This is a genomic window from Streptococcus danieliae (genome assembly GCF_009767945.1).
Lineage (GTDB): Bacteria > Bacillota > Bacilli > Lactobacillales > Streptococcaceae > Streptococcus > Streptococcus danieliae.
In genome coordinates this window covers 1-13,595 of record NZ_WSRS01000053.1, presented here as the reverse complement: position 1 = coordinate 13,595, position 13,595 = coordinate 1, and the positions used below count along the sequence as shown (strand labels likewise).

At 44.4% G+C, this 13,595-nt stretch carries 11 protein-coding genes and 2 pseudogenes; 2 read left to right on the top strand and 11 right to left on the bottom strand.

Annotation, left to right across the window (positions count from 1 at the left end):
* The 6 genes and pseudogenes from E5983_RS06315 to rsmH all read right to left on the bottom strand — a co-directional run.
* Positions 1 to 207 (bottom strand): annotated as a pseudogene (locus E5983_RS06315) (hypothetical protein); the annotation flags it as partial.
* Positions 208 to 356: 149 nt separating this feature from the next.
* Positions 357 to 1,349 carry a phospho-N-acetylmuramoyl-pentapeptide-transferase gene (mraY, locus tag E5983_RS06310; RefSeq protein ID WP_160333036.1) on the bottom strand — a complete coding sequence of 331 codons (993 nt, stop codon included), beginning with the start codon at positions 1,347 to 1,349 and terminating at the stop codon, positions 357 to 359.
* A 188-nt stretch (positions 1,350 to 1,537) separates the two neighbouring features.
* Positions 1,538 to 2,064, bottom strand: a pseudogene (locus E5983_RS06305) (RNA-guided endonuclease InsQ/TnpB family protein); the annotation flags it as partial.
* A gap of 105 nt (positions 2,065 to 2,169) precedes the next feature.
* Positions 2,170 to 4,437: a penicillin-binding protein PBP2X gene (gene pbp2x, locus E5983_RS06300; protein WP_160333035.1), complete on the bottom strand. Its 2,268-nt coding sequence runs from the start codon at positions 4,435 to 4,437 to the stop codon at positions 2,170 to 2,172.
* On the bottom strand, positions 4,434 to 4,745 hold the full coding sequence (ftsL, locus tag E5983_RS06295; RefSeq protein ID WP_160333034.1) for a cell division protein FtsL: 312 nt from the start codon (positions 4,743 to 4,745) through the stop codon (positions 4,434 to 4,436). The genes pbp2x and ftsL overlap by 4 nt, the downstream gene beginning before the upstream one ends.
* A gap of 9 nt (positions 4,746 to 4,754) precedes the next feature.
* Positions 4,755 to 5,702: a 16S rRNA (cytosine(1402)-N(4))-methyltransferase RsmH gene (gene rsmH, locus E5983_RS06290; RefSeq protein ID WP_160333033.1), complete on the bottom strand. Its 948-nt coding sequence runs from the start codon at positions 5,700 to 5,702 to the stop codon at positions 4,755 to 4,757.
* 129 nt (positions 5,703 to 5,831) lie between these two features.
* Between rsmH and E5983_RS06285 the strand changes: the two genes are divergently transcribed.
* The gene (locus E5983_RS06285; protein ID WP_160333032.1) at positions 5,832 to 7,187 is read left to right on the top strand and encodes a TrkH family potassium uptake protein; all 1,356 of its coding nucleotides are present in this window, start codon (positions 5,832 to 5,834) and stop codon (positions 7,185 to 7,187) included.
* 11 nt (positions 7,188 to 7,198) lie between these two features.
* Positions 7,199 to 7,870 carry a potassium channel family protein gene (locus E5983_RS06280; protein WP_160333031.1) on the top strand — a complete coding sequence of 224 codons (672 nt, stop codon included), beginning with the start codon at positions 7,199 to 7,201 and terminating at the stop codon, positions 7,868 to 7,870.
* 201 nt (positions 7,871 to 8,071) lie between these two features.
* On the opposite strand, the gene E5983_RS06275 is transcribed toward E5983_RS06280, so the two are convergent.
* From E5983_RS06275 to E5983_RS06255, 5 genes are all read right to left on the bottom strand, one after another.
* Complete coding sequence (locus E5983_RS06275; RefSeq protein ID WP_160333030.1) at positions 8,072 to 8,914, bottom strand: aldo/keto reductase; 843 nt, start codon at positions 8,912 to 8,914, stop codon at positions 8,072 to 8,074.
* Between the two features lie 103 nt (positions 8,915 to 9,017).
* On the bottom strand, positions 9,018 to 9,266 hold the full coding sequence (locus tag E5983_RS06270; protein ID WP_160333029.1) for a DUF896 family protein: 249 nt from the start codon (positions 9,264 to 9,266) through the stop codon (positions 9,018 to 9,020).
* 8 nt (positions 9,267 to 9,274) lie between these two features.
* On the bottom strand, positions 9,275 to 11,299 hold the full coding sequence (glyS, locus tag E5983_RS06265) for a glycine--tRNA ligase subunit beta (protein WP_160333028.1): 2,025 nt from the start codon (positions 11,297 to 11,299) through the stop codon (positions 9,275 to 9,277).
* Position 11,300: 1 nt separating this feature from the next.
* A complete protein-coding gene (glyQ, locus tag E5983_RS06260) occupies positions 11,301 to 12,215 on the bottom strand; it encodes a glycine--tRNA ligase subunit alpha (protein WP_160333027.1) in 915 nt (304 codons plus the stop codon).
* A gap of 287 nt (positions 12,216 to 12,502) precedes the next feature.
* Positions 12,503 to 13,027, bottom strand: a complete 525-nt coding sequence (locus E5983_RS06255) for an LPXTG cell wall anchor domain-containing protein (protein ID WP_331251097.1) — start codon at positions 13,025 to 13,027, stop codon at positions 12,503 to 12,505.
* Between the last annotated feature and the right edge of the window lie 568 nt (positions 13,028 to 13,595).

Sequence of the window (13,595 nt, the reverse complement as noted above, 5' to 3'; positions counted from 1 at the left end):
TTTAGGAGTGGTACCATGGGCATAGACATCTTTAGTAGATTCCCAGATAACTCCACAGGAGGGGCAACAGCTTGGACGTTTTTCCAAAGAACCTTCAATGATTTGGGCAAGACGATTTCGCTTATCTTTACGAAAAGTAAGCCAATTTTCTCTAAAAGTAATGTTTAGGTTTTGAATTCCGAGTAATTTTTGAGTAACATAGTCCATATGAAGCAATTCCTATTCTGATGTTTTTTTTTCACTTATCAGTTTACTAGGAATTGCTTTTTTTTGCACTCTGAATTACAAAAAAAGTTGCATGGAGAGCAAGCTTTCCACACAACTTATTATAGAACCAAAAATCCAACCTTTGAGCTTTAGAGATACAAAATGGCAAGGGCTATCAGCGAAGTGGTCAATCCCAAACCCCACAGGAAGAAATCCACCTTCCATTCAGACCAGGCAGAGCCACGGCCAGAAAGTCCCCCTAATTCCAGATGGTGGTGGAAAGGGGTCATCCGGAAAATGCGGCGACCTTCCCCATATTTCTTACGGGTATATTTGAAATAGGCCACTTGCAGCATAACAGAGGAAGTTTCGAGAACATACACCAAACCAATCAGCAAAAGAGTCCATTCTTGGTGGAGCACCATGGAAATGGCTGCCAGCATACCACCAAGCGCCAGGCTCCCAACATCTCCCATAAAAACCTTGGCCGGCTTGCGGTTGTAAAGGAAAAATCCTAACAAACCACCAAGCAAACTGGCAATCACCAGCAAGATATCCCACTGTTCTTGCATGAAGGCAATCATCCCATAGGCTGACAAAGAAATCACAACGGAAATACTTGACAAGCCATCAATTCCATCCGTCAAATTCACCGCATTGGAGAAACCGACCAACCAGAACAAAACAAAGGGCAGGTAGAGACCACCCAGCTGCAAGGCATATCCAAAAACATTCAAGGTTCCACCCTGGCTATCTGCAATCAGAAAGAAGAGGAGTCCGCCCACTAGCTGCAAGAGCAACTTTTGCCGCGGATTCAACCCCTCATTGATTCGCCGAAAGACTTTTAAGAAATCATCTAAAAAGCCAACCAAGCCATATAAAACAAGGATTAATAGAACCATCCCGGCACTAGCTGTCCATTGGCCCGACCAAAGCAGACCCAACAAGGCCACCAAGCTACCAACAAGCAGAAAGACAATCCCTCCCATCGTAGGCGTCCCCGCCTTGGCTTGGTGCTGTTTGACATCTTCATGCATCTGCTGGCCAGAAATTTTGGCCTTATTGTAGGTCTGGATGAAAATGGGCATTAAAAGAACGGTCAACACAAACGAAATGAGGCCAACAAAAAATTCGGTATTCATATTAATCTGCTATATAAAATATAACCAAACGTAGTCATTTGTAAGATTTAACCACATTTGAGAAAGAATATATAGACTTCCTTTCTTCATTTTATTTACTACCGTTACCATTAGTATTCTCATATCCTCCAAGAGGGTAATGACAGTGACTAACTCTGATAGCCTAAGGGTGTAGCACCCCGTATTGTTTAATTGAGTAAGGTCAAAAGATTGGCAACTGCATTTTCATCCCGGTCTCCCACAAAGCCACATTCATAACAAATGTATTCATGGTGCCTGGTTCCATGTTTAGCATTACCTGCTAAAGTGATTTTATCGTCACCTGTCTTAATGTGACCGCAAGCGGAACAACGTTGCGTGCTTGGATAATGTTTATCGGCTAAGATAATCTCCTTACCGTACCAATCAGCCTTATAGGTCAAGATCTGTCTGAACTGCCCAAACATAGAGCGATGTAAGCCCTTGGATGCAGCATGAGACATCTGCATTCTCTTAACATCTAAATCTGCGATAATGATTTTATCAAAGTCAGTCACTAGTTCTGTTGTAAATTCATGGAGAATGTTGATCTGAATAGCTGCAACCTTCCGATAGTCCGCTGCAACTTGGCTCTCGTCTTAGCATAATTCTTAGTTTGGGTCGCCTTATTCCCATTTACAACACACTTTCTAGCCAGCTGTCTTTGATAGAGCTTAATGCGTTCATAGAATTTTTTGAAGGGACTTCTAAAAACTAAATCCCTCAAAACCCAAATGCTTATTTATCGATGTTTGAGTGATTCAATTTGAAGAAAAACTGGGGTTTTTAGAGGTCCCCTTAATTAGTCTCCCAAGGTCACTTTTATTTTTTTAACTTTCTTCAATTGCGTATTCGGATCAACATCTTGAGCAACAACGTGGCTACCGGAACCACGAATATCCACTTCAATATCCGTCCACTTGCCAAACTGTTTCATCATTTGTTTATTCCATCCATAGAAATCCGGAATTTCATCAAAACTATTGGTGAGAACCAGAACTTGTTGATTGGCTTTCAAGCGATCACCCGTATCAGCAGAGATTTTCCGAATTGAAGTCCCCGTACCAAGAATAATCGGTTGCACAAGATTTTGCCTTAGAACATCTGCTAAATTCCCTGGGGACATATTCGAAGTGTCTGGCATCTTATAGATTAACTCTTTAGAAACGTCATTCAAAACAGGACTCAACTCTGTCAAATTCAACGTATCCTTCATCGCAATGGCTTCTTCCATAATTGGATTGACAAAGTCACGCCACATGAGTGGACTAAACTGTTCCGGTTGGGCTGTCGCCACATACATAATGAAATCAGGATCTTCTGCTGATGACATGGCAACCACTGAGTTCATATAAGTATTTTCAAGATAACCGGTTCCATCTTCTTTTGCAATCTCAGCTGTCCCTGATTTAACGGCAAGAGCTTGACCACCAGCTTGAATAATCGGTCCCTGTAAACTCAAATCAGAAGACCATTTGTCATACAAGGTCCCGTAATAAGGATCTGTCCCAACCGTCACCATATACTCACGAGTCTCACGCGCCGCCTTCTCTGAAACTGGATTCCCCATAATCTCAAGACCAGCTTTTCGCACTGCATCTTGCTTTTGATCATAAATTGCAGAAATAAACTTCGGCTGAATCATCACCCCATCATTGGCAATGACTGAAAAAGCTCGCAACATCTGCACCTGGGTCGTTGAAATCCCTTGACCAAAAGCAGACATGGCAATCGACACAATATTGTCAGCCGGCAACAAGCCCGCTGACTCATTACCCATTCCAAAGCGTGTTGGAATCCCAAACCGGAAACGGGATAGATAGTCTAACCACTTGTCAGCTCCCATTTTTTGCTCCAGCAAAACCATTCCGACGTTGGATGAGTAAGCAAATCCCTGGGCAAAACTCATCACCTGCCCCGTCGAGGTTCCGTTATTGACCGACCAGTCACGAATGGTTGCATCAATTACGTTCAACTGTGTATTGTCAAAGAGCTCATTAGGCGGGAAGGTGTTGTTGTCAATGGCAGCAGCCAGGGTCATAACTTTCATCGTCGATCCCGGCTCAAAGTTACTTTGATAGAGAGCGGAAGACCAGGTAAAGTTTTCATCATCCAAGCCCTCCTTGGTATCTGGGTTAAAGGTTGGCCGTTGGGTGTGGGCTAAGATTTCCCCTGTTTTCGCCGAAACCAGGGTTGCTGAAGCCCACTTCCCACGTGTTTTTTCCTGGAACAAATCCATTTGCGTTTCTAAGTAGGTTTGCAAATTAACAGACAGGGTCGTGTAGACATCCTGACCATCAATCCGTTTGCTCTCCACTTTTTCGGTCCCCGGAATAATACTACCGACCCGGTTCTTCTCATAGGTGGTCACACCGTCTGTTCCTGCCAAGATACTATTCATGGAAGCTTCCAACCCTGTGTTTCCGACCAAGGTTTTGCTACCATCCTCATGTTCTGTGAGCTGGGCTAAACCAATAAACTGAGAAGCAAAATTCCCATTTGGATAACTACGACTCGGACTGGTTGAGAAGTCAATCCCTTTAATGCCTGCCTTCTCAGCTGCCTTCTTGAGGTCGGTCATGGTTCCATAGGACAAATTATTTCCCTTGGTTCCAAATGAGACCTGCCGCAGTCCCTCCTGACGTAACTGTTTCAGCACATAATCCGAATCCATTTCTAGGTATTCCTTAAACAGATCTGCTACTTGTCCGTACTGGTCAGCATCAACATAGAGTTTCTCACCCTTGGCCGAAACATACTCCTTATCAATGACCGCAAAAACATTATAGGTCGTTGAATCCTCTGCAATCGGAATCCCATTACGATCATAAATGGTTCCCCGTTTGGCTGGATTGATACGAATTTCTTGGTGAACCCGTCTCGCAGCCTCCGATAAATCCACACCAAATTTGGTATCTGTTCCTATAATGACAGCAAAGTTAATCAAAAAAACAAAAAAGAGAAATACTGTCAGAACACTTAATTGTTTTCCCACCCGTTGCCGATTTTCTATCGGGCTTTTCCGTCCCTTTAAAACAAACAGACGTACCCGTTGCCACAATCGTTTCATGGTTTTTCCGCCGTTACTAAATTATCATTTTTTACAGTCATTCCCTGCTCATCTGCCAATTTTTGAAAACGATCATAGCGGCTTAGCTCATTCACCCGCTGTTTGGCCTCTGTGATCTCCGTTTCCTTACTTTCAACTTGGGAATTTAAAGTCGCTAAATCCCGCTCGACCTGGAGCATCTGGGTCTGTAAAAAAATTGTTGTGATAGCGACAATCACCGTTGTCACTACTATAGTTCCATAAAAAATCTTTTCCAAATTGGTTAAGGGACGTCGCAGTCTCCTCAACCCTCTAGATTCTTGAGCCATAAAAACTCCTTATTTGATTCGCTCTAGTACACGCAACTTGGCCGAATGAGCACGATTATTGGCTTCCAATTCCTCATTGGAAGGCAGAATCGGCTTGCGATTGACCAAGCGGAAGTCAGCTTCCATTTGACTCGGTAGCAAGGGAATCCCTTTGGGAATCTCAACGGTCGAAGCTTCTTTAAAAAGAAGCTTGGTCAACCGATCCTCCAAAGAATGAAAGGTAATGACCGAAATCCGACCACCAGGCTTGAGCAAGTCCATTGCTTGCTGCAAGGAAGTCTCCGCTGCCCCCAACTCATCATTGACTTCAATCCGAACCGCTTGGAAAATTTGCTTGGCTGGGTGTCCTTTTTTCTTAAGCTCCTTAGCCGGTTTTGCAGATTTGATAATCTCAGCCAATTGCGTCGTTGTCTCAATTGGAGCTAGATCTCGTGCCTTTTCGATTTTTCGCGCCACTTGTTTGGAAAATTTATCTTCTCCATATTTAAAAAAGATCCGTACCAAATCCTCATAAGGATAATCATTGACCACGACCTGGGCCGTCAAGGCTGCGGACTGGTCCATCCGCATGTCTAACGGGGCATCCTGTTTATAGGAAAAACCACGCGCACGCTGGTCCAACTGCGGGCTTGAAACCCCTAAATCATAACAGATTCCATCAATCGCTTGGACACCCAGCCTTGCTAGTGCCGCCTGTAGATTTCGGAAATTATCTTGAATAAAGGTCACCATTCCCTTCTCCACATAAGGCGCTAGGCGAATCTGGGCATGGCGAATCGCGTCTTCATCCTGATCGAAGGCATACAAATGGCCTTCTTCACTCAACTGAGATAGAAGGTACTCACTATGACCAGCTCCGCCCAGTGTCGCATCTACATAGACACCGTCAGGCTTGATGTTTAAGGAATCAACTGTTTCCTTTAATAAAACCGTTACATGATGGAATTCTTTTTTCATATCTAAACTATTATACCCCAAAGCCCCACCTTTTTCAAAAAACACCCTCCCCTTCCCTCACTTTCCTTGCTGCAGCATTACAAAAATATGGTAGAATAAACACATCATTTCAAAAGGATTATCGAGTCTATGTATCGTTTTTTAACCAGCCAACCTCCAGCGCGGCGAATCTTTATGAGCTTTGCCCTGGTGAGTTTTCTTGGATCACTTGCCTTAAGCCTGCCCATTTCCCAGACTCCGACATCTTTAGCGACTTATTTTGATCATCTCTTTATGGCCGTGTCCATGGTTTGTGTAACCGGACTATCGGTGGTCCCCCTTTCGGAAACCTACAGCATTTGGGGCCAAATCATCGCCATGCTGCTTATTCAGATTGGCGGCCTCGGGTTTATTAGTTTTATTGGTATTTTTTATTTACAATTCCAACAAAAGCTAAGTTTTTCCAACCGAGCTGCCATCCAAGAAAGCACTAGTTACACCCAACCCCGGTCCTTAAAAAGTTTTGTAAAATCGGTATTTCTCATCACCTTCCTCTTGGAAGGAATTGGTGCTCTCCTCTTAAGTTTTCGCTTTGTTCCCTTGCTAGGCTGGACTGAAGGTCTGTTCACTTCGGTCTTTCTGGCTATCTCAGCATTTTGCAATGCAGGCTTCGATAACTTGGGACGCTCTAGCCTGATTCAATATCAGACCGATCCGCTGGTCATTCTGACCATCTCCTTTCTCATCATCACCGGCGGTTTAGGATTCTCTGTCTGGTTTGATCTGCAAACCAATTTACTGGAAAAACACCCGCTGAAACGCCTCCGCTTCCATACAAAAATTGTTCTAGGGGCCTCCGCTTTCTTGTTGGCCTTCGGGACCATTTCCACCCTGATTAGCGAATACCACAACCCTGCTACCTTGGGAACCTTAAATTTCTGGGACAGCTTTTTAGTCGCCTTCTTCCAAAGTGTAACCGTACGAACCGCTGGTTTTTCGACAGTGGACTTCACCCAAATGCGACCAGCCAGCATTATTTTCCTAGCTCACCAGATGTTTATCGGTGGCGCTCCAGGCGGAACTGCTGGCGGTCTTAAGGTGACCACCTTCCTGGTCCTCTTGGCCTATGCCAGGGCTGAGATTCTCGGTCTACCGCATGTGAACTTGTGGAAACGGACAGTCTCTCCAAAGACGGTCCAAAAGTCCTTCACCATTCTCATGGTCTACTTTGTTTCTCTCATGTCCAGTCTCGCCCTCCTGTCCTACTTCGATGGCGATAGTCATCGCTTCCTCTATATCATGATGGAAGCTGTCTCCGCCCTCTCAACAGTAGGTGTTAGTGCCAACCTCACCCCAACATTAAATCAGGCTTGTTTAACCATCATCATGCTCCTTATGTTTATGGGCCGGATTGGCCCCCTAACTCTCTTAATTTCCTTTGCCGATCGAAAACCTAGTCGAAAATCAACTCTGAAATATGCCAAAGCCAATCTCTTAGTTGGCTAGAAAGGATTAGCATGCCAAAACCAACTATTGGCGTTCTAGGCCTAGGGGTCTTTGGACGCAGTATTGTCAATACCCTCAGTAAATTTGATTGTGATATTATCGCCGTGGATGACCATGAAGATGCCATTAACCACGTTGAACCTATGCTAACTCACGGAGTTGTTGGCGACTTCACCGACTTCGACCTCCTCCAAGCAGCCGGAATTGATACCTGCGATACAGTTGTTGTAGCAACCGGCCAGCACTTGGAGTCCAGTGTCTTGGCTGTGATGCACTGCAAAACACTGGGCGTTGAAAAAGTAATTGCCAAGGTCAAAAGCAAAACGACCCGCCAAGTCCTTGAAAAAATCGGGGCCGACCGTGTCATCTCACCCGAACGGGAGACCGGTGTCTCCCTAGCCAAACACATCCTCCACCGGGAAACAACCGACATTATTCAATTAGATCGGGATGTCTCCATCATTGAATTTTATCCTCCCAAACGCTGGATTGGAAAATCCTTGGCCCAATTGGAATTGCGTAAACACTTCCAGCTAAACATCATCGGCTTTCGAGAACACCGCAATAGCGAGCTCAACATCCACCTCACCCCCAACTACATCTTTAAAGAAGGGGAGTTGTTGATGGCCGTAACCGAAAGCCAGATTGTGGATAACTTTGAAAAAGTTATCAATCTACTCTAAGATAAAAAAGGAGTGGGACAGAACTACCCTTAGTTCTTGTCTCACTCCTTTTATACTCTTTGAAAATCAAAACTATTCGTTGTCAACTCTCCTTGCCGTACGTCTAGTACTGTCTGCGGCTCGTTTCCTAGACTATTTTCGATTTTCTTTGAGTATTAATACTAATCTGACCTTGTTAAGCACCCAGACTCACCTCTGTGCTTAAAAATCTGCTTTATCTGGATCCAACTGTCCCTTAACTCCTTGGAGTTGATCCAAAACCTCGATAGCTTGGGGAGCAATCGCCAGTCCTTCAATGGCTAAATTAGCCTGGATATTTTCTGGGCTAGTTGATTTTGGCAGAGGCAAGAAGCCTTTGTCCAAGGACCAAGCCAAGGCTAGTTGGGCCAAGGTTAAGTCTGCTTCACGCGCCAACTGAGCAGCTTCTTCATTTTCAAATAAAGTTCCTGTTCCAAATGGGCTGTAGGCTTCTAGCAGGATTCCCTTATCCTGGCAGTAGGCAACCAGTTCTTTTTGCGGGGTTCCCGGAGCCAGCATAACCTGGTTGACCTGGGGCGTTACTTCTGCGCTCTCCAATAAAGCCTCCAAGTGGTGTACCATAAAATTCGACACACCAATAGCCTTGATTTTCCCTTCCTGGTAAAGAGACTCCAAGCCTTTCCAAACCAAGGCATTCCGTTCCTGCCAAGGAAGGCTGTCCCGACTAGCTGCCGGATTTGGCCAGTGGATCAAAACTAGGTCTAAATAATCTACACCGAGTTTGTCCATTGATTCTAGGATTGACTGGCGTGTGTCTTCCACACCATTCTTATCATTCCAAACCTTAGTGGTTACAAAGATTTCTTGGCGATCCAAATTACTGTCAGCCAAGGCACGACCGACACTGGCTTCATTGCCATAAATCTGTGCCGTATCAATATGACGATAACCAGCTTCCAAGGCATAAGAAACTGACTGAACCGCCAACTCTCCATCCGGAATTTGCCAGGTTCCAAAACCAATCTTAGGGATTTGAATCCCATTTGCGAGTGTATAGACTTCCATCTCAGGCCTCCTTTGTTTTCCTATAACCACTATAGCAAAATCTACAACCAATTACCAAGATTTATATAAAGAACGACTGGTTTCCCCAGCCGTTCTTTATCTATTAATCTTCCTGACCCCGGCCGTGTAGGCCTTTTTCTTTTTGAATTTGTTTCAATTTTTCAGGCGTCACATCATTGCCATTTTCGTCAACCAATTTGATCCCTTCAATATGGGCCTGCAAGCTGCGACGATAACCTTGAATGTACTCCTTGCGAAGAGCCGCTTGCTCTTCCAATTCCGCCTCCGTTAAGCCAACCTCTTTTTTCTTCTTGGCCAGTTCATTGATGCGTTCGATTTTTGAATCTTCCATTTTTTCTCCTATTTAGTTTGAAGTAAGGTAAAGTGGGCGAGACGGCTAGCTTTTTGGCGTAAGCGGGCCAAAAGCGCTAGGCGGTTGGCACGAACGGCAAGATCCTCAGCCATGACCATATTGTTTTCAAAGAAGTCAGCAATCAGCGGTGCTAGATCAAATAGCTCCTGCATATTCGCAGTCATATCCTCAGACCAGCTTAGACCATCGACTGCCTTCGCCAAAGCCTTCTCGGAATCCGATTCCAATAGACTGGCATCAATAGCCACTTCTTCTGCTTTCTCTGTTAGGTTAAAGACCCGTGACAGATTCTCAACAGCTTCTTTAAAGCCTTCGGCTTGCGCCGCCTGGGCTAGGGCCTTGGCTGCCAAGAGACGGGAAGACACCTTGAATTGGCTATTGGCCAAGACAGCCCGAACAATGTCTTTATTGATGGAAGCATCCATCATTTTTTCAATCCGCGCATTGAAGAATTCCAAGATTTCGTCCTTATGCTGGTACCATTGATTTTGGAAGAAGGCATCTTGCAGCTCACGCAAGTCAAGATCCCAACCAAAAGCATCTAAAATCCGGACAATCCCCTGGGTTGCCCGACGAAGGGCATAAGGGTCGTTGGAACCACTTGGGATCAAACCAGCGGTAAAGAAGGACAGAAGCGTATCCATCTTATCCGCCACTGCCAAGACAGCTCCAACACGGCTCTCCGGAAGGACCCCCTCACTGGAGTTTGGTAGGTAGTGCTCACGAATTGCCTGTGCTACAGCAGGCTTTTCACCCGCAAGAAGGGCATATTTCTCCCCCATGATCCCTTGCAATTCATCAAACTCACCCACCATACCGGTCAAGAGATCAAATTTATAAATCGCTGCCGCACGTGCTAGATCTGCCTGCTCCTCCTGACTCAAACCAACCTGGTCTGCCAAGTAAGCCGCAATCTTAGCAGTCCGCTCCATGTGTTCGGCAAGGGTTCCAATTTTTTCATGGAAGGTCACCTTGGCCAATTTTGGAAGCAGGTCTTCAATGGCCAATTTCTGGTCCTCTTTCCAGAAGAACTCTCCGTCTTCCAGACGGGCCACCAAAACCTTTTCATTTCCTTTCACAACATTCGCGATGTGATCCGCATTTCCATTCCGAACAGAGACAAAATGTGGCAAGAGTTTGCCTTCCTGGTCTCGAACCACAAAGTAACGTTGGTGCGCCTTCATGGAGGTCACCAAAACTTCTTCTGGCAAGTCCAAGTATTTGGGATCAAAGGAACCTAAAAAGGCCGTTGGATACTCAACCAGGTTCAACACTTCATTCAAAAGGCCTGGATCAATTTCCACCCGAACCCCGTGTAACTCTTCCAAGTCCCGGATTTGATCCTGAATCATTTGGGTCCGCTCAACTGGATCCGCAATGACAAAGGCTTGACGCAGATCAGCCTCATAGCTGTCCGCAGAAGCCAAGCTAACTTCTTGCCCCAAGAAACGATGACCACGACTGAGACGACCTGATTCCAGGTTCAAGAAACGAGCTTCCAAGAGCTTGTCATCGACCAAAAGGGTCAGGGTGTGAACTGGACGAATGTATTCAAAGCGATAATTAGCCCAGTGCATGCTGACAGGGAAGGTCATAGCTTCCAAGGTTTCCGTCAACTGAGGCAGGATTTCTTCTGCAACCTGTCCCTTTTCTTCCTTGGTTACATAGACATACTCTTCACCCTTGATTTCTTCAAAACGAATGGCGTCTGTGGTCAAACCCTTACCACGAACAAAACCTTGGGCAGCCTTGGTGAAATTGCCTTCTGCATCCAAGGCAATCTTTTTACTTGGTCCCTTGAAATCTTCGACCAGGTCCTGCTGGCGGTCTGCCAAGCCCTTAACCCGAACCGCTAGACGGCGGGGCGTCGAGAAGGTTTCAATTTTTTCAAAATCCAAACGATGCTGCTTCAAGAAGTCTGCAACACGTTGGCCTAATTGATCCATGCTACGTGTCACAAGATAGGCCGGCATCTCCTCTAAACCAAGTTCAAGCAATACTGTCTTTGTCATCTTAGTCCTCCTCTGCTAGTAATTCTTGGCGGCTGGCTTCATCCAACAAAGGATAGCCAAGGCGCTTGCGCTCTGCTACAAAGGTCTTAGCAACTTCCCGCGCCAAATTCCGAATCCGTGCAATGTAACCAGCCCGCTCTGTGACAGACACAGCCCCACGCGCATCCAAAAGATTAAAGGTATGGGAACACTTCAAAACATAGTCATAAGCAGGATGAACCAGAGCCGCTTCCAGCGCAGCTTGCGCTTCTGCTTCAAACTTGTTGAAATTCTCCAGCAACATCTCCTGATTACTCAACTCAAAGCTGTATTTTGAATGTTCAAATTCAGGTTGGTTAAAGATTTCACCATACTTAACGCCTGCTGTCCACTCGATATCGTAAACCGAATCCACCTCTTGAATGTAAGAGGCCAAGCGCTCCAAACCATATGTTACCTCAGCCGTCACCGGTTGAGTCGCCAAGCCCCCTACTTGTTGGAAGTAGGTAAACTGGGTGATTTCCATTCCATCCAACCAGACTTCCCAACCAAGACCCGCAGAACCAGTTGATGGATTTTCCCAGTTGTCTTCAACAAAACGGATATCATGCTCAAGAGGATTGATTCCCAAGACTTCCAAGGATTGTAAATATAACTCTTGAATATTACTTGGACTTGGCTTCATCACCACTTGGAATTGGTGGTGCTGGTAAAGACGGTTAGGATTCTCTCCATAACGTCCATCCGCTGGACGACGTGAAGGCTCGACATAAGCAGCATTCCAAGGCTCAGGTCCAATAGCCCGTAAAAATGTATAGGGACTCATGGTTCCGGCCCCTTTTTCATTGTCATAAGCCTGCATCAACAAGCAACCCTGGTCACTCCAAAACTGCTGCAAGGTTAAAATAATTTCTTGAAAGGTAAGTTTCTCTGCCATAATGACCTTCTTTCTAAATGTTCTCCCTCAACCAATTCCAGGGAATAAAAAGAACCGCCTTCTATCCCCCTGTCTAAAGACAAGGGGCGTCGAAACGCGGTTCCACCCTATTTTTGCTTATTCAGCCTTCATTCTTTATCTACTGGTAAAAAGGGCCACTTATTCTTCTCCTATCCGGCTTCCACCATCCCGAACTCGCTATCAGTCGATGAGAATAATCAATCTTTTCAAGATTTATTGTAACAAAAGGAATCCGTATACGTCAATAGGATTTTAATGACATTATCCTAACTAGACTTTTTACGTTTTTTAGTAGACACCAAACTCAAGGTTGCCATCATACTGATTCCAGCAACTGTTAAATATGAATTTGCTTCCCCAGTATGAGGGAGAGTCTCCTTAGGAGCTACAGTTTTTAAACCTGTAACCCTATTATCTCTCTTTTTACTAATAACAAGTTGTTCAACCTTATTTGTAGCATTCACAGATTTATTTTGAGGTTTGTTACTAGTAGATGGAATATAAATCAAGTCATCTAATTTTGCATCATCTTTTAATTCACATTCATCTAATAACAAACTTTTTTGTTGCAACTCTGATTTCAATGCTGTGAGTAATAACAAATCCTGTTTCAGTTTTTCTTGAGCGTCTTCTAATTTTTTCTGGACTAGCTCGAGGTTTGATTTCGCTTTAGTGTAATCTTCATCAGCTTGTTGGAGAGACTTTAATTCAGACTTCATTTGTTCAAGCTGCGTATTTAGATTCTTCAAATCTTCCTCAGCTCTTGACACCGATTCTTGAGCTTGTGTCACTTTCGCTTTTAACTCTTCGTAAATAGCAGTTTTCCGTGCTAAGATATCTTGTAACGGAACTAACTCAGACTGTTTGCTTTCAAGTTCTTTTTTTACAATTTCAAGATTTCTTAGTTTTTCTTGATTTCCTTTAGTTAAATCATTTAATCGATTGATCGTTTTACTTAATTCATCACCAATTACTTTTTGTGAGGATTCAAGCTCTTGTTTATTCTTTGATAGAATCGAGGACTGTTCTTGAAGCTTTGTCTCTTCAGAAGCGCTTGCTAATTCAAACTGTTTAAGCCTTTCAACAGCACTTGAATACTTCTCATTCTTATGATGAACAGTTTCTTCCCAGACATACTTAAACCCGAATTATTCATAGCTAACTAAAAAACTTCCAGAATCCCTGATAGATCAAGGTTTCTAGAAGTTTTTGATTTTCACCCATTGGGTGAGACATATGACTGGACAAAAAAAGGGTTCCCCTTTATGATATAAGCATCAACAAAATCACAATCAGAAAGGAAACCCATATGTTTAGTCTAACAAATAACAGTTCTAAAAACAACACTTTTTCTTTCGA